Genomic DNA, 21,422 nt, shown 5'->3' on the forward strand with positions numbered 1-21,422 from the left:
ACAACCGCGCAGCGCAGGTCGCGTGTGCCGGGAATACCATCAGATGTGGGCCGATGGGCCCATTCCGGAGGGAGTGTCTTGTCCACCTCAAGTGTTGACCGAGCGGCGGGGCCCGCCTCGCAGCCGGTGCCCGACGAAACCCGGTGGCCGGGACTGGCCACGCCGCCGCACTCGCCGCTGCGCGCGCGGGCCGCGGAGGCGCTCTTCCGTCGCGCCGTGAAGAACCTCGACCTGCGGGTCACGTTCCCCGACGGCACCGTCCTGGGTGCCGGTGGCCCGGAAGCGCCGGAGATGCGCATCCTGCGGCCCTCGGCGTTCTTCCACCGCCTCGGCGCCGACGCGAAGATCGGCTTCGGCGAGTCGTACATGGTGGGGGACTGGACCGCCGAGGACCTCGCGGGAGTGCTGACGCCGTTCGCCGAGAAGCTGGCCACGGTCGTGCCGCCGTTCCTGCAGCGGTTCCGCCGCTTCGCCGAGCGCGTGCAGCCGGCGCACGAGGAGAACACGATCGAGGGCTCGCGGTCGAACATCCACCGGCACTACGACCTGTCCAACGACCTGTTCAGCGCGTTCCTCGACGAGTCGATGATGTACTCCTCGGCGCTGTTCGGCCCGGCTGACGGCCTGACTCAGGCCCAGCACCGCAAGCTCGACAGCGTGCTGGACTACGCGGGCGTGCGCGAGGGCAGCGAGGTGCTGGAGATCGGCACCGGCTGGGGCGAGCTGTCGATCCGCGCGGCCTCGCGCGGCGCGAAGGTGACGTCGCTGACCATCTCGCAGGAGCAGAAGGTGCTGGCCGACGCGCGGATCGCCGAGGCGGGCCTGTCCGACCGCATCGACGTGCAGCTGTGCGACTACCGCCAGGCCACGGGCCAGTACGACGCCGTGGTGAGCGTGGAGATGATCGAGGCCGTCGGGCAGTCCTACTGGCCCACGTTCTTCGCCACGATCGGCAAGCGGCTGCACCCGGGCGGGCGCTTCGGCCTGCAGGCCATCACGATGGACCACGACCGGATGCTGGCGGCGGCCAGGTCGTACAGCTGGATCCACAAGTACGTCTTCCCGGGCGGCATCATCCCGTCGGTGCAGGCGATCGAGGACGGCATGCGCGACAACACTCGCCTCAAGCTGGCCGGGATGCGCGAGTTCGGCCAGGACTACGCACGCACGCTCAAGCTGTGGGGCGAGCGGTTCCACCAGCGCTGGGACGACATCCGCGGCTTCGGCTTCGACGACGTGTTCCACCGGATGTGGGAGTTCTACCTCGCCTATTCGGAGGCCGGGTTCCGTTCGGGGCACATCAAGGTGCACCAGTTCGGGTTCGCAGACCCCCGCTGAGCAGGCCATTCCCCGCCGGATGAACCTGCACCAGGTGCCGCACGTCCTTTGGTGGAGGACGTGCGGTTCACTGGGCCGCACGAGTTTTGCCGGATTCGGGGATTGGGTGAAAGCCAATGACGTACGGAGGCGACGACGGCAGGCGGCGGGTGCCGCCCCGGCCACCGCAGCCCGCCGCACGCCCGCGGCAGCATCAGCGGGCACAGATGATGCCGCTGCCGGGCACGAGCAGCAGCCCGTACGACGAGCGCACCAGACCCATGGGCTCGCGCGGCGAGGCTCCCGTGCCCCCGCCGCCCGCACCGCCTCGCCACGCTCCGCCGCGCCAGTCCCCGCCGCCCGGACCGGCTCCGCGCCGGCGCCGCCGGTGGAGCTTCGGCAAGGTCCTGATGACGCTGGTGCTGATCTTCGTCGTGTTCCTCGGCGGGATCTGGGCCTACCTCGAGTTCTCGATCAAGCGCGTCGACGCGCTGGCCGACTACGACGGCCGTCCCGCGGCCGCGTCGGGCACCAACTGGCTGATCGTGGGATCCGACAGCCGTGACGGACTCTCGGCCGCGGACGAGGAACGCCTGGCGACCGGTGACGTCGCGGCGGCCGGCGGCGGGCAGCGCACCGACACGATCATGATCGCGCACATCCCGGACAACGACACCAAGCCGACGCTGCTGAGCCTGCCGCGCGACTCCCAGGTGAAGATCCCGGGCCACGGCACGAACAAGATCAACGCCGCGTTCTCGCTCGGCGGCCCGGCCCTGCTGGTCAAGACCGTGGAAGGCGTCACCGGCCTGCGGATGGACCACTACGCCGAGATCGGCTTCGGCGGGTTCGCCAACATCGTCGACGCGATCGGCGGCGTGGGCATGTGCGTGGACAAGGACATGCACGACACGTTCACCAACATCGACATCAAGGCCGGCTGCCAGACGCTGGACGGGCGCGAGTCGCTCGGGTTCGTCCGCATGCGCCACAGCAGCGCGACCCCGCGTTCGGACCTCGACCGCGTGGCCAACCAGCGCAAGTTCATCGGTGCCCTCGTGAGCCAGATCGCGAGCCCGGGGACCTTGCTGAACCCGTTCGACTTCTTCCCGCTCCTGTCCTCGGCGCCCGACGCGCTGACGATGGACTCGGGTGACCATGTGCACAACCTGGCCGGCCTGGCGATCGCGATGCGCGGCATCTCGTCCGACGGCGTGCTCACCGGCACGGTGCCGGTCACCGACGGCTCGGCCGAGCACTGGGACAAGACGAAGTCGGCGCAGCTGTTCGACGCGCTGAAGAACGACACCCCGGTGCCGCCCACGGCCGTCGTCAACTAGCTCAGGAGCACCGACCACTGGGGCCCGCCGGAAAACGGCGGGCCCCAGCGTTATTTCGATGTCGCAGTGCTGTTGCGGTGCCACCATGAGGACATGGACACCCTCACCGACGGCGTGGTCACCCTCAACCGCTGGCGCTCCGAAGACCTCGACGTGCTCGTGGACACCGTCTCGGCGTCACGCGAGCACATCGGCGCGTGGCTCGTCTGGGCCACCGACAGCTACGGCCCGGCCGAGGGTACGGAGTTCCTCACCGGCACGGCCGAACGCTGGGAGTCGGGTGAGGCGCGGGAATACGGCATCTACACCGCCGACGGCACGCTGGCCGGCGGCTGCGGCCTGATGCGCCGCGGCGACGGCCGCGAGATCGGCTACTGGCTGGCGAAGCCGTGCACCGGCCGCGGCTTGGCCACGCGCGCGACCGCCCTGCTCGTCGCCGAGGCCTGGCGCCTGGGCGCGCCCCACGTCGACATCCTCCACGACGAGCTGAACACCCGCAGTGGTGCCATTCCCGCCCGGCTAGGATTCACCTTGCACCACAAGGAAGCCGCCTCGGACGCACTGGCCCCGGCGTGCTCGGGCAACGACTTCGTGTGGCGCATCCAGCGGCCGGACTGACCCGAGAATCCCTTGCCGGGCAAGGAAAGCATCAGGCGACGTTTTTGCGCTCGCGCAGCACCTTCAGCGCGCGGTCCGCGTGCGCGGTGAAGTTCAGCTCGCTCTTGATCACGTCGAGCACGCGCCGGTCGGTGTCGATGACGAACGTGGTGCGCTTGGTGTGCAGCGGGATGAACTTGCGCCAGGCGCCGAACTGCTTCGCCACCACACCGTCCACATCGGACAACAGTGGGTAGTCGAACCCGTTGGCAGCGGAGAACTCCCGCTGCTTGGCCACGGCGTCCGGGCTGATGCCCACGCGCTGGGCACCCACCTCGGCGAACTCGGCGGCCAGGTCGCGGAAGTGGCAGCTTTCCGCGGTGCAGCCGCTCGTCATGGCGGCGGGGTAGAAGAACAGCACGACGGGGCCGGATGTCAGAAAGTCCGACAGTGTGCGGTCGTCGCCTTGGTCGTCGGAGAGGGTGAAGTCGGGCGCGAGGTCGCCGGTGTCCATCGGGGTCCTTTCGGTCGGGTCCGCGGGAGATGATCCTCCCCGGTGTTCGGAGCCGCACCGCAGGTGGACGGGTCAGCCGGCGTGGCGCTCGATCATCTCGTCCACTTCGTCGCCCGTGGCCGAATCGGCGACGAACGAACCGCGCGCGGCGAGCACGCCGAGCTCGCGCAACCGCGCCGCGTGCTCGGCGCTTCGCACCCCTTCGGCGCCGATGCGCAGCTTGAGCTCCTTGCCGCGCTCGACCAGCTGACGCAGGTGGCGCACGTCGGTCTCCGCGGCGCCGTCGGCGAGCGCGTCGACGACCGGGCCGCTGAGGATGACGTGCCGAATGGGCAGACTGTGGCGGGGGATCAGCTCGAGGTCCGCCGAGCCGGAGATCGTGAGCACGAGCTGCGCGCCGAGGTCGGCGAGCACCGTGAAGGAGTCGTGCACCTCGCCGTTGTCGTCGAACATCGACTCGCGGTCGGTGCACAGGCGCAGCGCACGGGCCGGCAGGTCGTGGCGGTCGAGCTGCTCCTTGACCAGCATCACGAGCTCGTCGTCAGCGGCGAGGCGCTTCGGCAGCCGGATGCAGACGTCGGGCGCGGCGTCGCCGAACCGCTCGCGCCAGCGCGCCGTGGCCGCCAGCGACTCGGCGAGCAGCCACTTGCCGAGCGGCACCGTCATGCCGGTGGTCTGAGCCAGCGGGTAGAAGTCCTCGGAGTCGAGCTCGCCCTTCTCCGGGTGGTTCCAGCGCAGGCCGGCGTTCACGGCCGCGATCTCGTCGGGCTTCGCGAGCTTCACCGTGGGCTGGTAGATCAGGGAGAACTCACCGTTCTCCAGCGCGCCCGCGATCACGGCGCCGAGCTGGTAGCGGCTGCGGTCGCGTGCGTCCTCGTCCGGGTCGAACAACATCCACTTCGCCTTGCCGTGTTCCTTCGCCCGGTGCAGCGCGAGCTCCGCGGCCCGGCGCAGCTCGATGTGCCCGCCGTCGCGGCACGCGCCCACGACGATGCCGACGCTCGCGCTCACCCCGATCCCGTGGCCACCCAGGTAGACCGGCTCGTTGAGATCCTCCAGCGCGCGGTCCACGAGGTTCACCACGTGCTGCCGTGTGAGGTCCTCGCCGCGCAGCAGCACGGCGAACCCGTCGCCGGACAGGCGGGCGACGTACCCGTCGTGGTGCCCGGTGAAGACCGCCGACAGCTTGCTCGCGACCTCTTTCAGCACCTCGTCGCCGACACCCGCGCCGAGGCCGTCGTTGATCACCTTGAAGCCGTCGAGGTCGAGGTACACCAGCGCGATCTGCTCGGTGCGCGGCGCGGCGAGCGCGGCCTCGACGCGGGTGGTGAACGCCTGCGAGTTCGGCAGACCCGTGAGCGGGTCGTGCACGTTCTGGTGCATCAGGCGTTCGCCGAGCAGGTGCAGGTCGTCGGCGTCGGCCGCCATCAGCACCGGGAAGTGGGTGTCGGGCCGGTCGCCGGGCAGCCACGCGAGCGTGACGTTGGTGGTGAGGCCGCCGTCCTCGCTGTGGTCGAGGCGGATGCCGCGCTCGATGACCTTGCCGATGTCGGTGGTGGTGAGGCGTTCGAGGCCGGCGCGGATCCGCGTGGCGCCGTGCTCGGTGGCGGCCAGGTCGGCGAGGTGCTTGCCCCTGAGCCGGTCCTGGGTCGAGCCGAGCAGCTTGGCCAGCGCGAGGTTGACCTCCATGATCACGCCGGAGGGATCGGCGAGCGCGATCCCGATCGGGGCGGTGGAGAAGAGCGTGGTGAAGCGCAGGACTGCGGCTTCGTACGCGGGGGTCGCGAACTCCGTGACCTCCTGGGCGAAGGAGAGCAGGAGACGCTCCAATTCCGCGGGCGGAAGCGTTACTCCTTTCGTGTCGGTCAGCGTCGTCGCGAACTTGCGCGCGACGTCGACCAACCCTGGCGCGGCACCAGGCTCAGGCACACTCCACCTCTTCATGCGCGGACTAAAGCCAGCTCAGACCCGGTGTGAAGGTTCATGGACCCACACTAGGTATGAGTTGGCCGTGAGTGATGCCACGGCATCATGCGCGAAACGGGGTGTCTACCGGCTGAACGAGTGATGACCCGTACACAAATGGTGACGTGATGTCACCTTGAGTGCTCGAACGTGTTTTTCAGTTCGTCCGATTTCCGTTTCTCCGGCACCGTCGGCTCCCCGCCTCCCGCAGCGTCCGTCAACGATATTCGAGGCGCACCGGCAGTCCGTCAGCGGGGACCGGCAACGACACGTAGTCCCAGCGTGCGGTGTAGTCCTGGGGCACCGACCAGCGGAAAGTCCGCAGCATCTCGTGCATCAGCGCCTTGACCTCGAGGCTGCCGAAGTGCAGCCCGATGCACTTGTGCGCACCGCCGCCGAAGGGCATCCACGCGAACCGGTGCGATTTGTCCTCGCGCCGCGGCTCGGCGAAGCGCTCGGGGTCGAAGCGCATCGGGTCGGTCCAGCAGTCGGGGGTGAAGTGGTTCAGCGTCGGCGAGACGCCGACGAGCGTGCCTTCGGGGATGAAGTGACCGAGCACCTCCGTGTCCTTTGTGGTCTTGCGGGCCATCGACGGCACCGGGGCCCGCAGCCGCAGCGATTCCTTCATCACGAGGTCGAGCGTTTCCAGGCTTTCCAGCGCCTCGATGTCCGGCACGTCGTCGCCGAGCGCGAGCGACTCCGCGCGGGCGCGTTCCTGCCACTCCGGGTGCTTGGCCAGGTAGTAGGCCATGGCGCTGCTGGTGATGGTCGTGGTGTCGTGCGCCGCCATCATCAGGAAGATCATGTGGTTCACGATGTCCGCGTCGGTGAACCGGTCGCCGTCCTCGGTGGTGGCAGTGCAGAGCGCGGCGAACAGGTCGTCGCCGCCCGCGCGGCGCTTTTCCGGCAGGGTCTCGCCGAAGTAGCGCTCCAGCAGCCGCCGGCCGCGCAGGCCCGCGGACCAGCGGCCGCCGGGCACGGGGTAGCGCACCAGTGCCGTGCCCGCGCGCACGGTGTTCACGAACGCGCGGCTGATCCGCATCGCGTCGTCGGGCGAGCGCATGTCCATGAACACGCGCGTCGCCACGTCGAGCGTGAGCTGCTTGAGCGCCCAGTACAGCCGCGGCCGCGTGCCGCCGGGCCACGCCTCGACGCCGGCGCGCAGGGCCGGGCCCATCTGCCCGACGTAGCCGACGAGCCGCTCGCGCGTGAACGCGCTCTGCATGATCCGCCGGTGCAGGTGGTGCTCGCCGAAGTCGAGCAGCATGAGGCCGCGGTCGAAGAACTTCTCGATGAAGAACTTCCAGCCCTCCTGCGAGAACGCCTTGTCCTTGTTCACCAGGGCGATCTGCGTGGCCTCGGGGCCGGACAGCGAGACGATCCGGCGGCCGAAGCCACCCATCCACGAGACGGGGCCGTACTTCTCGTAGCGGCTGAAGCTGAAGTCCAGGCCGAAGCGCATCATCTCCAGCGCGTGGCCCACGACCGGCGGGCCGTCGTCGCCGAGCACCGGCTTCAGGCCACTGCCCGCGGGCGGCGCCGCGAGCTCGCGCACGGGGTAGGTGGCCGCCTGCCAGCGCTGGTCGACGGTGCGGGGCAGCGGCATCGACGTGAGCGTGGGCACCCGCTCACGCAGGCTCTCGGCGACCTTGCCGACCTTGCCGACTGCGCTCGTCATGGCGACCTGCCTTCACTGGCGGAACCCCGGTCCGACCTCCACCGTGCCGCGCTGTTGACCGAATGACAATACCTTTGGCCGGCTCCATCCGGGTGATCCTTGACGAAGATCCGGTGCCGGGCGGTGGTTCGCGCCGCCCGGCACCGTTGCCCGGGGTTGCTCAGCCCTGCTCGGCGCGGACCTGGCGGGCTGCCGCGACGAGGTGGCGCAAGGCGGGCTCCACCTCGGCGTAGCGGCGCGTCTTGAGGCCGCAGTCGGGGTTCACCCACAGCCGGTGCGCCGGCACGGCGGCGGCCGCCGTGCGCAGCAGGTCCGCGACCTCCTCGACGCCCGGCACACGGGGCGAGTGGATGTCGTAGACGCCGGGGCCGACGCCGCGCGCGAACCCGCCGGCCGACAGGTCGGCGAGTACCTCCATTTTCGAGCGCGCGGCTTCGATGCTGGTCACGTCGGCGTCGAGGCCGTCGATCGCCGAGAGCACCTCGCCGAACTCCGAATAGCACATGTGCGTGTGGATCTGGGTGCCCGCGGCGGCTCCGGCCGTCGCGACGCGGAACGCCCGCACCGCCCAGTCGAAGTAGACCTCGTGCCCGGCCGCGCGCAGCGGCAGCAGCTCCCGCAGGGCCGGCTCGTCGACCTGGATCACGCGCACGCCCGCGGCTTCGAGGTCGGTCACCTCGTCGCGGATCGCGAACGCGACCTGCAGCGCGGTGTCGGCGAGCGGCTGGTCGTCGCGCACGAACGACCACGCGAGGATCGTGACCGGGCCGGTGAGCATGCCCTTGATCGGCTTGGTGGTGCGGCTTTGCGCGTACCGCGCCCACGGCACGGTCATCGGCCGCGGGCGCGAGACGTCGCCGTAGAGGATCGGCGGGCGGACGCAGCGCGAGCCGTAGGACTGCACCCAGCCGTGCTCGGTCGAGGCGAACCCGGCGAGCTGCTCGGCGAAGTACTGCACCATGTCGTTGCGCTCGGGCTCGCCGTGCACCAGCACGTCGAGGCCCAGCTCCTCCTGCAGCCGCACCACTCGGTCGATCTCGGCGTGCATCTGGGCCACGTACTCGGGTTCGTCGAGCGTGCCCGCGCGGTACGCGGCGCGGGCCTTGCGGAGGTCGGTGGTCTGCGGGAACGAGCCGATCGTGGTGGTCGGCAGCGGCGGCAGGCCGAGGGATTCCCGGTGCGCGGCCGCCCGTTGCTCGTACGGTGCACGCACGGCGTCCTGCGGTGTCAGCGCCGCCAGCCGCTCCCGCACGGCCGCGTCTGCCGGGTTCGTCGCGCGGTCCGCGACGGCCGCCCGCGCCGCCGACAGGTCCACGTCTTCGCCGCGCAGCGCCCGCCCGAGCAGCACGACCTCGGCGACCTTCTGGTCGGCGAACGCGAGCCAGCTCCCGAGTCGTGAATCGAGGTTCTCGGCCTCGACGTCGTAGGGTACGTGCAGCAGCGAGCACGATGTCGTGACGCTCACGTGCTGCGCGGTGCCGGCCAGCCGCGCGGCGCGTTCCAACGCTCGGTCCGGGTCGGTGCGCCACACGTTGCGCCCGTCGACGACGCCGGCGAGCACCTCCTTGTCGCGCAACGCGCCTTCCGCGGCCACAGCGTCCACAAAGGACGCGTCGGTGACGAGGTCCACGGCCAGCGCCTCGATGGGGGAGCGGGCCAGCACGCCCAGCCCGCGGCCGAGTCCGCCGAAGTAACCGGCGACGAGCAGCTTCGGGCGGTCCTCGGCCTTGGCCAGCACGTGGTACGCGCGGGTCAGCGCGTTGAGCTCCTTCGTGGTGCGGTCACCGGCGAACGCCGGTTCATCAAGCTGCACCCACTCGACGCCTTCGGCCTTCAGCGCGGCCAGCAGCTCCGCGTAGGCGGACAGCAGCTCGTCGAGCAGCTCCAGCGGTTCGAAGCCGGGCTGTGTCGCCTTGCTGAGCAGCAGGAACGTGACCGGCCCGACGAGTACCGGCCGCGTCTCGATCCCCAACTCCCGGGCTTCGCGCACCTCGTCGAGCGGCTTCGTGCCCGACAGCGTGAAGCGCGAGCCGGGACCCAGCTCGGGCACGAGGTAGTGGTAGTTGGTGTCGAACCACTTGGTCATCTCGAGCGCAGGCTCGTCCTGCACGCCGCGCGCGGCGGCGAAGTACGTGTCCAGCGGTGAGAGGCCGAGGCGCGCGAAGCGCTCCGGCAGCGCGCCGAACAGCTCGGCGGTGTCGAGCACGTGGTCGTAGTGGGAGAACGTGCCGGACGGGATCGACTCCAGGCCGGCGTCGCGCAGTCGCGACCAGGTCTGTGCGCGAAGTTCGCGGCCGGTGGCGAGCAACTCCGCTTCGCCGGTGGTGCCGGCCCAGTAGCGCTCCAGGGCGCGCTTGAGCTCCCGGGCCGGGCCGATGCGCGGGTATCCCAGGATGGTGGTGCCGATGGTGGTCACAGGCTCTCTCCTCGCGAGCTCGCCAACGAGCCCGGGCACGCGAGAACCGCGTTTCGCCTCAGGCCTGCTCCCACGGGGCCCGGACTCACGCACGCCGTCGGCGCACGTACCACGGGCAGGTCTTCGGACTCGTGGGCGAACCGCTCGCGCCTACTCACCGTCGCTTCCCGGGCCTTCGCCCAGTGCTTGACCACGAAATCGTGGTGACGGCTTTCGTTCCCACTCACCGCTGCGGGGCAGTCCCGGATTCACACCGGGTTCCCTGTTGCCTCACCGGGGCACGACCGAAAAAGCTCGGCCACGCCCTGGCGAACCAGTGGCGTGGCCGAGCCTAGCGGGTCGGGGTTGCCGGCGGCACAAGACGCACCCCGGTCCCAGAGTCCGGGATCAGTCCCAGTCCAGCGCGCCGCCCGACTGGTACTCGATCACGCGGGTCTCGAAGAAGTTCTTCTCCTTCTTCAGGTCCATCGCCTCCGACATCCACGGGAACGGGTTCTCCGTCTCCCCGAAGATCGGCGCGAGGCCGATCTGCTGGGCGCGCCGGTCGGTGATGAAGTGCATGTACTGCTCGCACAGCTGCGCCGAGAGGCCCAGCATGCCGCGCGGCATGGTGTCGCGCGCGTAGCGGACTTCCAGCTCGCACGCGTCGGTCAGCATCTGCCGGATCTCCGCCTGGAACTGCTCGGTCCACAGGTGCGGGTTCTCGATCTTGATCTGGTTGATGCAGTCGATGCCGAAGTTCAGGTGGATCGACTCGTCGCGCAGGATGTACTGGTACTGCTCGGCGATGCCGACCATCTTGTTGCGGCGGCCGAGCGAGAGGATCTGCGCGAAGCCGGTGTAGAACCACATGCCCTCGAAGATCACGTAGAAGGCCACGAGGTCGCGCAGGAACGCCTGGTCGGCCTCCTGCGTGCCGGTCTCGAAGTCCGGGTTCTCGAGGTTCTGCGTGTACTTCAGCGCCCACGCGTCCTTCTCGGAGATGGACGGCACCTCGCGGTACATGTTGAACAGCTCGCCCTCGACCAGGCCGAGGCTTTCGCAGATGTACTGGAAGGTGTGCGTGTGCACGGCTTCCTCGAACGCCTGGCGCAGCAGGTACTGGCGGCACTCGGGGTTGGTGATCTGGCGGTACACCGCGAGCACGATGTTGTTGGCCACCAACGACTCCGCGGTGGCGAAGAAGCCGAGGTTGCGCTTGAGCATCTGGCGCTCGTCCTCGGTCAGGCCGTCGGGCGACTTCCACAGCGCGATGTCGGCCTGCATGGCGACCTCGGTCGGCATCCAGTGGTTGTTGCACGCGGCGAGGTACTTGTCCCACGCCCAGCGGTACTTCATGGGCAGCAGCTGGTTCACGTCGGCGCGCGCGTTGATCATGCGCTTGTCGTCGACGTTGATCCGGGCGGCGCCGACCTCGATCTCGCCGAGGCCGGTGGCGTCCGTGGTCTCCACGTTGGTCATCAAGAGGCTCCAAGAAAAAAGGCTCGTGAGGGGCGCGGCGGGTTCTCGCCCGCCGCACCCCTCACGAGGAGGTCACTGGCAGGCTTCGCAGTCGGGGTCGTCGATGCGGCAGGCGGCGCCTTCGGTGGCGACGAAGTCGATGTCGTCGACCTTCGGCATTTCCTTAGGCTCGGCGGGCTTGGCGGCCGGGACCGCGGCGGGCACGGCCGCGGCGGGGCTCGCCGGGACAGCGGCCGAGGGCGACGGCGCCGGGGCCGGCGTCGCGGCCGGAGCAGCGGCGGCGGCGGGGGCGGCCGAGACCGCGTTCAGCTTGCCGTCGGTGCCGCGCAGGGTGCTCTTCTCCACGTGCGTCGCCGACTGCGCGCGCAGGTAGTACGTGGTCTTGAGGCCCTTGTGCCACGCGTAGCGGTACAGCTCGTCGAGCTTGCGCCCGCTCGGCGCCGCGATGTAGAGGTTCAGCGACTGCGCCTGGTCGATCCACTTCTGCCGGACCGAGCCCGCGTCCACGATCCACTTCGACTCGATCTCGAACGCGGTGGCGTAGAGCGCCTTGAGGTCGTCCGGCACGCGGTCGATCTGGCCGAGGCTGCCGTCGAAGTACTTCAGGTCGCTGACCATGACCTCGTCCCACAGACCGCGGGCCTTGAGGCTCTTGACCAGGTGCGGGTTCACCACGGTGAAGTCGCCCGACATGTTCGACTTCACGTACAGGTTCTGGAACAGCGGCTCGATCGACTGGCCGACGCCGGAGATGTTGGAGATCGTCGCGGTCGGTGCGATCGCCATCACGTTGGAGTTGCGCATGCCGACGGTCTTCACGCGCTCGCGCAGCGGCGCCCAGTCCAACGTCGTGGAGGTGTCGACGGCGAGGGCGTCGCCCTGGCGTGCGTCGATCAGCAGCTGCATCGAGTCGATCGGCAGGATGCCGCGGCTCCACAGCGAACCCTCGAACGTCTGGTACTGGCCGCGCTCCTCGGCGAGGTCGGTCGACGCGGAGATCGCGTAGTAGGACACGTGCTCCATGCTGAGGTCGGCGAACTTCACCGCCTCCTGCGAAGCGAACGGAACGCCGATCTCGAACAGCGCGTCCTGGTAGCCCATGATGCCCAGGCCCACCGGGCGGTGGCGCAGGTTGGAGCGGCGCGCCTCCGGGATCGTGTAGAAGTTGATGTCGATCACGTTGTCGAGCATGCGGACCGCGGTGCGCACGGTCTTCTCGAGGCGCTTGGTGTCGAGGCCCTCGGGCGTCACGTGCTTGAGCAGGTTCACCGAGCCGAGGTTGCAGACCGCGACCTCGTCGATGTTGGTGTTCAGCGTGATCTCGGTGCACAGGTTCGAGGAGTGCACCACGCCGACGTGCTGCTGCGGCGAGCGCAGGTTGCACGGGTCCTTGAACGTGATCCACGGGTGGCCGGTCTCGAACAGCATCGTCAGCATGCGACGCCACAGGTCGACGGCGCGCAGGCGGCGGAAGACCTTGATCTCGCCGCGGTCGGCGGCGGCCTCGTACTCGCGGTAGCGCTCGGCGAACGCGTTGCCGTAGAGGTCGTGCAGGTCCGGCGTCTCGTTGGGGGAGAACAGGGTCCACTGCGCGTCGGCCTCGACGCGGCGCAGGAACTCGTCCGGCACCCAGTTCGCCGTGTTCATGTCGTGCGTGCGGCGGCGGTCGTCACCGGTGTTCTTGCGCAGGTCGAGGAACTCCTCGATGTCCACGTGCCACGTCTCGAGGTACGCGCACGCCGCGCCCTTGCGCTTGCCGCCCTGGTTCACGGCGACGGCGGTGTCGTTGGCGATCTTGAGGAACGGCACGACACCCTGCGACTGGCCGTTGGTGCCCTTGATGTGCGCGCCGAGGCCGCGCACCGGGGTCCAGTCGTTGCCGAGGCCGCCCGAGTACTTGGCGAGCAGCGCGTTGTTCTTGTACGCCTGGAAGATCGAGTCCAGGTCGTCGTCCACAGTGGTCAGGAAGCACGACGAGAGCTGCGCGCGCGTGGTACCCGAGTTGAACAGCGTCGGCGTCGAGGCCATGAAGTGGAAGGTGGAGAGCAGCTCGTAGAACTCGATCGCGCGGGCTTCGCGGTTGTCCTCGCGGATGGCCAGGCCCATGGCCACGCGCATGAAGAACGCCTGCGGCAGCTCGAAGCGCGTGCCGTTGTGGTGCTGGAAGTACCGGTCGTACAGCGTCTGCAGGCCCAGGAACCCGAAGTCCAGGTCACGCTCGGCGTGGATGGCCGCGGTGATCTTGTCGAGGTCGAACGTGAGCAGCTCGCCGTCGACGAGCTCCAGCTCGACCGCGCGGCGCAGGTAGGTGCGGAAGTACGCGGGGTACTCGGCGGTCATCTCGTCCTGGCTGGCCAGGCGAGCGCGGCCGGCGAGGTAGCTCAGGGCCTCTCCGCGCAGCTTGTCCAGCAGGAGCCGCGCACTCACGTACGAGTAGTTCGGCTCCTGCTCGACGAGCACGCGGGCGGCCATGATCTGCGCGAGCGCGAGCTCGTCGGCGCTGATGCCGTCGTAGAGGTTGCGCTTGGCCTCGGCCAGCACCGGCTCGGCGGACACGTCCTCGAGCCCGGCCACGGCCTCGCCCACCACGTGGGACACCCGGGCCCAGTCGAGCGGACGCAGCGAGCCGTCGGTGCCCTTGACGCTGATCGCGGCCTCGGCGGGCGCCGGCGTGGCAGCCTCGCGGGCCTTCGAGCGCTCGTCGCGGTAGAGCACGTACGCGCGGGCGACCTTGTGGTGCTCACCGCGCATCAGGGCGAGCTCGACGAGGTCCTGGATCTGCTCGATGTGCAGGGCGGGCTCGGGGCCGGCGTGGCGCAGCAGGGAAGCCTCGACCTGCTCGGTCAGCTCGGCGACGACGTGGTGCACGCGCGAGGAAGCGGCCGCGTCGCCGCCCTCCACGGCGAGGAAGGCCTTGGTGAGGGCCACGCTGATCTTGCCAGCGTCGAACGGCGACACACTGCCGTCGCGCCGGATCACGCGGACCGCGCTCGGAGCCGAGTCCGCCGACGAGGGCGGACGCTGACCGGTTTCCACTGACATGCGGGTCTCCAACGAAGTCGAAAATGGGCGCGCTTCATCGGCGCACGGCCTCACAAGGCCGTGCGCTGCTGTTTCTCAAATCGGCCCGGCTGCCCTTCCTGAGCGGTCTCCCCGTCGCTGGGGGCTGCCGGTCCACAGAGACTACATCTAGGGGTTCGGGCTTGCACGTGCCCCAAGGGGTGGCGTGTCGCGGGCTCACCCTCGCGGGTTAGTCGATCACTCAGAGCGGCTGGTCGGGGGCGGTTCAGCCGCCGAAGACGAGGGTGAAGTCGCGCAGGCTCGCGCTCACGATCGGGCGACGTCCGGCCAGGAAGCCGAGCGGTCCGGCGGGGTTCACGGACCAGTCGGCAGCAGCCGCGTGCGGCTTCGCACGCGAGGTGACGGGGCTGCGCTTGAGCCGCCCGCCGAGCGTCTGCGCGATCTCGAACCGCGCGGGCAGCGCGGCCGGCAGCCCGGCGCGGCGGGAGAACGCGGCGGTGGCGATCCAGTCGTCGCCGGTGGCCGCGGTGAACTCGCGGTCGCCGCTGAACTCGAGCGTCGCGAGGTCCTTCGGGATGCCCCACAGCTCGCGTCCGCCCGCGAGCGAGACCTCACTGTCGACCCAGATGTCGGTGATCGACGCGGTGAGGCCGCCGCGCACGGCGACGGCGGCGAGCAGCTCGTGGTAGCTCAGCTGCCCCGGCGCGCGGTAGCCGACCCACGCGGTGAACACCGCGGCGTGGCCGCCGGTGGTGACGGGTTCGACGCCTTCGGGCAGTTCCGGTAGTTTGCCGGCCGGGAGCAGCCACGCGGACAGCTGTGCCTGGCCCGCGAGGTGCCACGGTTCGGGCGGGTAGGCGGTCATTCCTCGATCCAGGGCAGGTAGTCCGGCTGGTCGTGGTCGACGCGGAGCTTGAACTCCGGTGGGCGTTTCTGCAGGAACGACAACACGCCTTCGACCGCGTCCGGATTGGTCGGCAGCCCGCCGATCAGCTTCGAGTCCAGCTCGTGCACCTCGAACGGCGACGGGGCCGACGCCATCCGGTACAGCAGCTGGCGCGTGACGGCGACCGACACGGGAGCGGTGTTGGCCACGAGGTCGCGCGCGAGCTCGTAAGCCTTGTCCAGCACGGCTTCCGGCGGGTGGACGCTGTGCACCAGCCCCTTCCGCAACGCCTCTTCGGCGCCGAAGACGCGTCCGCTCACCATCCAGTCCACGGCCGTGCCCATGCCGACGAGCCGGGGGAGGAACCACGCGGACCCGCCTTCGGGGTAGATCCCGCGGCGGGTGAACACGAAGCCGAACTTCGAGTCGTCGGCGGCCAGCCGGTAGTCGCACGACAGCGTGATCGTGATGCCGCCGCCCACCGCCGCGCCGCGCAACGCGGCGATCACGGGCTTGTTCATCGTGAAGATCCGCTTGGAGCAGCGGCCCGCCGGCTCCTGCCAGCCGTCGGGCGGACCCTCGCCGAGCTCGAAGTCGAACCCGCCGGACGACAGGTCGGCCCCCACGGAGAAGTCCTTGCCGGTGCTGGTGAGCACGACCACGCGCACGTCCTCGTCGCGGTCCGCGCGGTCCATGGCGTCACCCAGCTCGTCGGCCATCCGCACGGTGTAGCCGTTGCGCGCCTGGGGCCGGTTCAGCTTGACCGTCGCGATCCGCTCGGCGACCTCGTAGGTGATGTCCGCGTAGGTGCTCATGGCTGGAACGGTAGGACAACGAGGGTTCTACTGGCAACGTGTCAATAGTGGCTCCGCGCTCGATCAGGGGAGAAAACAATCAGGCGCGCTTGATTTTTCCTCGGTCGGGGTGCGAGGGTGGGCCTGAGCGCGTAGTGCTTACAAGAGGACGCATGGAGGCGCAGGATGGCTGATCTCGGCGTGATCCTCGGGGATCTGGCTGCCGAATCACAGGCGATCGACGACGTGGTGGCCGGGCTGCCGCCCGAGGGGTGGGCCAGGCCGACGCCGGCGGAGGGGTGGACGGTCGCGCATCAGATCGCGCACCTGGCCTGGACGGACTCGAAGGCGCTGATCGCCGCGGCCCGGCCCGAGGAGTGGCAGACCGAGGTCGAGCACCTGCTGAGCGTGGGGGAGAGCTACGTCGACCTCGCCGCTGAGGAAGCCGCCGCGACGCCGCCGCAGGAGCTGCTCGCACAGTGGCGCGCCGGGCGGGCGGCGCTGTCCGAAGCGCTCGCCGCCGTGCCCGCCGGGCAGAAGCTGCCCTGGTACGGGCCGCCGATGAGCGCCGCGTCCATGGCCACCGCGCGGATGATGGAGACGTGGGCCCACGGCCAGGACGTGTTCGACGCGCTGGGGCTGGCCCGTGAGCCGACCGGCCGGTTGTGGCACATCGCCCGCTTCGGCACGCGCACGCGGGACTTCGCCTTCAAGCTCAACTCTCTGGCGCCGCCGCCCGTGGAGTTCCGCGTGGAGCTGGCCTCGCCGGACGGCACGACGTGGGCGTTCGGGCCCGAGGACGCCGAGCAGCGGCTCACCGGCAGCGCCGTGGACTTCTGCCTGGTCATCACGCAGCGGCGCCACCCCGCGGACACGGACCTGGTCGCGACCGGCGCCGACGTCGAAGAATGGCTCACCATCGCGCAGGCGTTCGCCGGTCCTCCCGGTGGCGGCCGGAAGCCGGGGCAGTTCGCATGAGCCGCGTGAACAAGGCCCCGATCCGGATCGGGAACGCGTCGGGCTTTTACGGCGACCGGTTCTCCGCCGTGCGCGAGATGCTGACCGGCGGGCCGCTCGACGTGCTCACCGGCGACTACCTCGCCGAGCTGACCATGCTCATCCTCGGGCGCGACCGGATGAAGGACCCCGAACGCGGCTACGCCAAGACCTTCCTGCGCCAGATGGAGGAGAACCTGGCGCTGGCCAAGGAAAAGGGCGTGAAGATCGTCGCCAACGCGGGTGGCCTCAACCCCGCGGGCCTGGCGACGGCGTTGCGTGAGCTGGCCGCGAAGCTCGCCCTCGATGTGCGGATCGCGCACGTCGAGGGCGACGACCTGATCGGGCGTGCCGACGAGCTGGGCTTCAAGGAACCGTTGACCGCCAACGCCTATCTCGGCGCGTGGGGCATCGTCGAGTGCCTGAACGCCGGCGCCGACGTGGTCGTGACCGGCCGGGTCACCGACGCGTCGGTGATCGTCGGGCCCGCCGCCGCGCACTTCGGCTGGACGCGCGAGGACTACGACGCGCTGGCCGGCGCCGTCGCCGCGGGGCACGTGATCGAGTGCGGCGCGCAGGCGACCGGCGGCAACTACGCGTTCTTCCGCGAACAGCCGATCGGCGTGCCCGGGTTCCCGATCGCCGAGATCCACGCCGACGGGTCCAGCGTCATTACGAAACACCCCGGCACCGGCGGGGTCGTGAACACGGGCACGGTCACCGCGCAGCTGCTGTACGAGATCACCGGCGCCCGCTATGCGAACCCCGACGTCACCACGCGCTTGGACACGCTGACGCTGGCCGAGGACGGCCCCGACCGCGTGCGCATCAGCGGCGTGACCGGCGAGGCCCCGCCGCCCACGCTCAAGGTCGCGCTGAACCGGCTCGGCGGGTTCCGCAACGAGACCACGTTCGTGCTCACCGGCCTCGACATCGAGGAGAAGGCCGCGCTCGTGCGCGAGCAGCTGGAGACGGCGCTCGAACGCAAGCCCCCCGCCGAGGTCCGCTGGACGCTCGCGCGCACGGACCACCGCGACGCCGACACCGAGGAACAGGCCAGCGCGCTGCTGCACGTCGCGGTGAAGGACGCGGACCCGAAGATCGCCGGCCGCGCGTTCAGCGGCGCCGCGGTGGAGCTGGCGCTCGCGAGTTATCCCGGCTTCCACGTGACCGCTCCGCCTTCGGACGCGTCGCCGTACGGCGTCTACTCGGCGGCCTTTGTGGACGCCGGCGAGGTACCGCACATCGCGGTGCTCACCGATGGTCGACGTGTCGACATAGCACCGTCCACCAAGACCCGAGCACTGACCGAAGTGGACGAACCGGCGCTGCCCGAGCCGTTGCCGGACGGCCCGGCCCGCCGTGTCCCGCTCGGCCGGGTGATCGGCGCGCGCAGCGGTGACAAGGGCGGTAGTGCCAACCTCGGCGTCTGGGTGCGCTCGGAAGAAGCGTGGCGCTGGCTCGTGCACCGGCTCACCGTCGCCGAGTTCCGCCTGCTGCTGCCGGAGACGGCGCAGCTGCCCGTGACCCGGCACGTGCTGCCGAACCTGTGGGCGATGAACTTCGTGGTCGAGGACATCCTCGGTGAGGGCGTGGCCTCGCAGGCGCGGTTCGACCCGCAGGCCAAGGCGTTCGGCGAATGGCTGCGGGCGCGCGAGATCGACGTGCCGGAGGCGCTGCTGTGATCGTGGACCCGTTCGCCACGCCGGAACGCAAGGAGCTGCGCGCGACCGTGCGGCGGTTCGTCGAGAAGGACGTGCTGCCGCACCTCGACGACTGGGAACGCGCGGGCGAGCTGCCGCGCGAGCTGCACCGCAAGGCCGGGGACCTCGGGCTGCTCGGCGTCGCGTTCCCCGAGGCCGTGGGCGGCGGCGACGGCAACTACCTCGACGCACTCGTGGTCGCCGAGGAGATGCACTACGCGGGCGGCTCAGGCGGCCTGTTCGCGTCGCTGTTCACGTGCGGCATCGCCGTGCCGCACATCGCCGCGGCCGGGGACCCGGTGCAGGTCGAACGCTGGGTGCGGCCGACACTGGAAGGGACGAAGATCGGCTCGCTCGCCGTCACCGAGCCCGACGGCGGGTCCGATGTCGCCGGCATCCGCACCACCGCCGTGCGCGAAGGTGACGAGTACGTGGTCAACGGCGCCAAGACGTTCATCACCTCCGGCTGCCGCGCCGACTTCGTGACCACGGTCGTCCGCACGGGCGGGGAGGGCGCGCACGGCATCTCCCTGCTGGTGGTCGAACGTGGCACGCCCGGGTTCACGGTGTCGCGCAAGCTGGAGAAGATGGGCTGGGCCGCGTCCGACACCGCCGAACTGTCCTACGTGGACGTCCGAGTGCCGGTGGAGAACCTCGTGGGCGCCGAGAACAGCGGCTTCGCCCAGGTGGCCACCCAGTTCGTGACCGAGCGGCTTTCGCTTGCCGTGCAGGCCTACGCCCACGCGCAGCGCGCGCTCGACCTCACGCTCGACTGGTGCCGGCTACGCGAGACGTTCGGCCGGCCGCTCATCTCGCGCCAGGTCGTGCAGCACAAGCTCACCGAGATGGCGCGCAAGACCGACGTCGCGCGCACCTATGCGCGCCAGACCGCTGTGCGCCACGTCTCCGGCGAAGAAGTGATCGCCGAGGCCTGTTTCGCCAAGAACACCGCCGTCGAAGCCGCCGAATGGGTGGTGAACGAGGCCGTGCAGCTGCACGGCGGGCTCGGGTACATGCGCGAGTCCGAAGTGGAGCGGCACTACCGCGACGTCCGCATCCTCGGCATCGGCGGCGGTTCCACCGAGATCCTCACCGGCCTGGCCGCGAAGCGATTGGGATACACCGCATGACCGCATTGAGGTCTGTCGTGGACACACGGGCCGGCGAGTTCGCCGCGAACCGCGAGTCCATGCTCGAGAAGCTCGCCGAGATCGACGCCGAGCACGCCAAGGCCGTGGCCGGCGGCGGCGAGAAGTACGTGGAGCGTCACCGCAAGCGCGGCAAGCTCCTGGCCCGCGAACGGATCGAGCTGCTGATCGACGAGGACTCGCCGTTCCTGGAGCTCTCGCCGCTGGCCGCGTGGGGCTCGGACTACCGCGTGGGCGCGAGCGTGATCACCGGCATCGGCGTGGTCGAGGGCGTGGAGTGCCTGATCTCCGCGAACGACCCGACGGTCAAGGGTGGCGCGAGCAACCCGTGGACCACCAAGAAGAGCTTCCGTGCAGCCGACATCGCGGCGCAGAACCGCCTGCCGGTGATCAACCTCGTCGAGTCCGGCGGCGCGGACCTGCCGACGCAGAAGGAGATCTTCATCCCCGGCGGGCGGATCTTCCGCGACCTCACGCGGTCTTCGGCCGCGAAGGTACCCACCGTGGCGCTGGTCTTCGGCAACTCGACCGCCGGCGGCGCGTACCTGCCGGGCATGTCCGACTACGTCGTGATGGTCAAGGAACGCGCGAAGGTGTTCCTCGGCGGGCCGCCGCTGGTGAAGATGGCGACCGGCGAGGAGTCCGACGACGAGTCGCTGGGCGGCGCCGAGATGCACGCCCGCACGTCGGGCCTGGCCGACTACCTCGCGGCCGACGAGCAGGACGCGATCCGGCTGGGCCGCAGTATCATCAAGCGGCTCAACTGGCACAAGAAGGGGCCGGCGCCTCGGACCGGGTACGCCGAGCCGCTGTTCGATCCCGAGGACCTGCTCGGCATCGTGCCGAGTGATCTCAAGGTGCCGTTCGACCCGCGCGAGGTGATCGCCCGCGTGGTCGACGGGTCGGACTTCGACGAGTTCAAGCCGCTCTACGGGTCGAGCCTGACCACCGGGTGGGCGAACATCCACGGCTACCCCGTCGGCATCCTCGCCAACGCGCAGGGCGTGCTGTTCAGCGAGGAATCGCAGAAGGCCGCGCAGTTCATCCAGCTGGCCAACCAGATCGACACCCCGCTCGTCTTCCTGCACAACACCACCGGCTACATGGTCGGCAAGGAGTACGAGCAGGGCGGCATCATCAAGCACGGCGCGATGATGATCAACGCCGTGTCGAACTCCAAGGTGCCGCACCTGTCCGTCCTCATGGGATCGTCCTACGGCGCCGGGCACTACGGCATGTGCGGGCGCGCCTACGACCCGCGGTTCCTGTTCGCGTGGCCGAGCGCGAAGTCGGCCGTGATGGGCCCGGCGCAGCTGGCCGGCGTGCTGTCCATTGTGGCCCGCGCGGCGGCCGCGAGCCGGGGGCAGGACTACAGCGAGGAGAACGACGCGGCGATGCGCGCCATGGTCGAGAACCAGATCGAGGCCGAGTCGATGCCCATGTTCCTCTCGGGCATGCTCTACGACGACGGCATCATCGACCCGCGCGACACCCGCACGGTGCTCGGCCTGAGCCTGTCGGCGATCCACAACGGACCAGTGAAGGGCGCCGAGGGTGGCTTCGGCGTCTTCCGGATGTAGGGGTGC

15 protein-coding genes and 1 riboswitch are annotated in these 21,422 nt (G+C 70.0%); of the genes, 7 read left to right on the forward strand and 8 right to left on the reverse strand.

The window, feature by feature from the left end; all coding sequences use genetic code 11:
* The first annotated feature begins 78 nt into the window (after positions 1-78).
* From K1T34_RS33515 to K1T34_RS33525, 3 genes are all read left to right on the forward strand, one after another.
* The gene (locus K1T34_RS33515) at positions 79-1,338 is read left to right on the forward strand and encodes a cyclopropane-fatty-acyl-phospholipid synthase family protein (protein WP_220238750.1); all 1,260 of its coding nucleotides are present in this window, start codon (positions 79-81) and stop codon (positions 1,336-1,338) included.
* Between the two features lie 116 nt (positions 1,339-1,454).
* Positions 1,455-2,657 (forward strand): LCP family protein, encoded by a 1,203-nt coding sequence (locus K1T34_RS33520; protein WP_220238751.1) that lies wholly within the window; start codon positions 1,455-1,457, stop codon positions 2,655-2,657.
* A gap of 93 nt (positions 2,658-2,750) precedes the next feature.
* A complete protein-coding gene (locus tag K1T34_RS33525) occupies positions 2,751-3,275 on the forward strand; it encodes a GNAT family N-acetyltransferase (protein WP_220238752.1) in 525 nt (174 codons plus the stop codon).
* A gap of 31 nt (positions 3,276-3,306) precedes the next feature.
* On the opposite strand, the gene K1T34_RS33530 is transcribed toward K1T34_RS33525, so the two are convergent.
* From K1T34_RS33530 to K1T34_RS33565, 8 genes are all read right to left on the reverse strand, one after another.
* Positions 3,307-3,768, reverse strand: a complete 462-nt coding sequence (locus K1T34_RS33530) for a peroxiredoxin (protein WP_220238753.1) — start codon at positions 3,766-3,768, stop codon at positions 3,307-3,309.
* A 72-nt stretch (positions 3,769-3,840) separates the two neighbouring features.
* Positions 3,841-5,712: a diguanylate cyclase domain-containing protein gene (locus K1T34_RS33535; protein WP_220238754.1), complete on the reverse strand. Its 1,872-nt coding sequence runs from the start codon at positions 5,710-5,712 to the stop codon at positions 3,841-3,843.
* A gap of 238 nt (positions 5,713-5,950) precedes the next feature.
* Positions 5,951-7,411, reverse strand: coding sequence for a cytochrome P450 (locus K1T34_RS33540; RefSeq protein WP_220238755.1), 1,461 nt, complete (start codon positions 7,409-7,411; stop codon positions 5,951-5,953).
* A gap of 160 nt (positions 7,412-7,571) precedes the next feature.
* A complete protein-coding gene (metE, locus tag K1T34_RS33545) occupies positions 7,572-9,827 on the reverse strand; it encodes a 5-methyltetrahydropteroyltriglutamate--homocysteine S-methyltransferase (protein WP_220238756.1) in 2,256 nt (751 codons plus the stop codon).
* 96 nt (positions 9,828-9,923) lie between these two features.
* Positions 9,924-10,120: riboswitch (cobalamin riboswitch) on the reverse strand.
* 94 nt (positions 10,121-10,214) lie between these two features.
* The gene (locus K1T34_RS33550; RefSeq protein WP_220238757.1) at positions 10,215-11,288 is read right to left on the reverse strand and encodes a ribonucleotide-diphosphate reductase subunit beta; all 1,074 of its coding nucleotides are present in this window, start codon (positions 11,286-11,288) and stop codon (positions 10,215-10,217) included.
* Positions 11,289-11,360: 72 nt separating this feature from the next.
* On the reverse strand, positions 11,361-14,330 hold the full coding sequence (locus K1T34_RS33555) for a ribonucleoside-diphosphate reductase subunit alpha (RefSeq protein WP_220238758.1): 2,970 nt from the start codon (positions 14,328-14,330) through the stop codon (positions 11,361-11,363).
* A 244-nt stretch (positions 14,331-14,574) separates the two neighbouring features.
* Entirely contained in the window at positions 14,575-15,174 is a 600-nt protein-coding gene (locus K1T34_RS33560) for an acetoacetate decarboxylase family protein (protein WP_220238759.1), read from the reverse strand.
* Positions 15,171-16,010: an enoyl-CoA hydratase-related protein gene (locus K1T34_RS33565; RefSeq protein WP_220238760.1), complete on the reverse strand. Its 840-nt coding sequence runs from the start codon at positions 16,008-16,010 to the stop codon at positions 15,171-15,173. The genes K1T34_RS33560 and K1T34_RS33565 overlap by 4 nt, the downstream gene beginning before the upstream one ends.
* Before the next feature lie 165 nt (positions 16,011-16,175).
* Here K1T34_RS33565 and K1T34_RS33570 point away from each other — a divergent pair, with 165 nt between their 5' ends.
* The 4 genes from K1T34_RS33570 to K1T34_RS33585 are packed head-to-tail and all read left to right on the forward strand — an operon-like array spanning position 16,176 to position 21,416.
* Positions 16,176-16,967, forward strand: coding sequence for a TIGR03084 family metal-binding protein (locus tag K1T34_RS33570; RefSeq protein ID WP_220238761.1), 792 nt, complete (start codon positions 16,176-16,178; stop codon positions 16,965-16,967).
* Positions 16,964-18,670, forward strand: coding sequence for an acyclic terpene utilization AtuA family protein (locus K1T34_RS33575; RefSeq protein ID WP_220238762.1), 1,707 nt, complete (start codon positions 16,964-16,966; stop codon positions 18,668-18,670). Before K1T34_RS33570 ends, K1T34_RS33575 begins: the two co-directional genes overlap by 4 nt.
* Positions 18,670-19,818: an acyl-CoA dehydrogenase family protein gene (locus K1T34_RS33580; RefSeq protein WP_220247540.1), complete on the forward strand. Its 1,149-nt coding sequence runs from the start codon at positions 18,670-18,672 to the stop codon at positions 19,816-19,818. The genes K1T34_RS33575 and K1T34_RS33580 overlap by 1 nt, the downstream gene beginning before the upstream one ends.
* Positions 19,815-21,416 carry an acyl-CoA carboxylase subunit beta gene (locus tag K1T34_RS33585; RefSeq protein ID WP_220238763.1) on the forward strand — a complete coding sequence of 534 codons (1,602 nt, stop codon included), beginning with the start codon at positions 19,815-19,817 and terminating at the stop codon, positions 21,414-21,416. Before K1T34_RS33580 ends, K1T34_RS33585 begins: the two co-directional genes overlap by 4 nt.
* Positions 21,417-21,422 lie beyond the last annotated feature (6 nt).

This window comes from Amycolatopsis sp. DSM 110486, assembly GCF_019468465.1.
Classification (GTDB): Bacteria; Actinomycetota; Actinomycetes; order Mycobacteriales; family Pseudonocardiaceae; genus Amycolatopsis.

Coding starts and splice junctions, on each gene's coding strand:
- K1T34_RS33520 (WP_220238751.1), top strand. CDS start 1,455: ATGACGTACGGAGGCGACGACGGCAGGCGGCGGGTGCCGCCCCGGCCA.
- K1T34_RS33525 (WP_220238752.1), top strand. CDS start 2,751: ATGGACACCCTCACCGACGGCGTGGTCACCCTCAACCGCTGGCGCTCC.
- K1T34_RS33530 (WP_220238753.1), bottom strand. CDS start 3,768: ATGGACACCGGCGACCTCGCGCCCGACTTCACCCTCTCCGACGACCAA.
- K1T34_RS33535 (WP_220238754.1), bottom strand. CDS start 5,712: ATGAAGAGGTGGAGTGTGCCTGAGCCTGGTGCCGCGCCAGGGTTGGTC.
- K1T34_RS33540 (WP_220238755.1), bottom strand. CDS start 7,411: ATGACGAGCGCAGTCGGCAAGGTCGGCAAGGTCGCCGAGAGCCTGCGT.
- K1T34_RS33550 (WP_220238757.1), bottom strand. CDS start 11,288: ATGACCAACGTGGAGACCACGGACGCCACCGGCCTCGGCGAGATCGAG.
- K1T34_RS33555 (WP_220238758.1), bottom strand. CDS start 14,330: ATGTCAGTGGAAACCGGTCAGCGTCCGCCCTCGTCGGCGGACTCGGCT.
- K1T34_RS33560 (WP_220238759.1), bottom strand. CDS start 15,174: ATGACCGCCTACCCGCCCGAACCGTGGCACCTCGCGGGCCAGGCACAG.
- K1T34_RS33565 (WP_220238760.1), bottom strand. CDS start 16,010: ATGAGCACCTACGCGGACATCACCTACGAGGTCGCCGAGCGGATCGCG.
- K1T34_RS33570 (WP_220238761.1), top strand. CDS start 16,176: ATGGCTGATCTCGGCGTGATCCTCGGGGATCTGGCTGCCGAATCACAG.
- K1T34_RS33575 (WP_220238762.1), top strand. CDS start 16,964: ATGAGCCGCGTGAACAAGGCCCCGATCCGGATCGGGAACGCGTCGGGC.
- K1T34_RS33585 (WP_220238763.1), top strand. CDS start 19,815: ATGACCGCATTGAGGTCTGTCGTGGACACACGGGCCGGCGAGTTCGCC.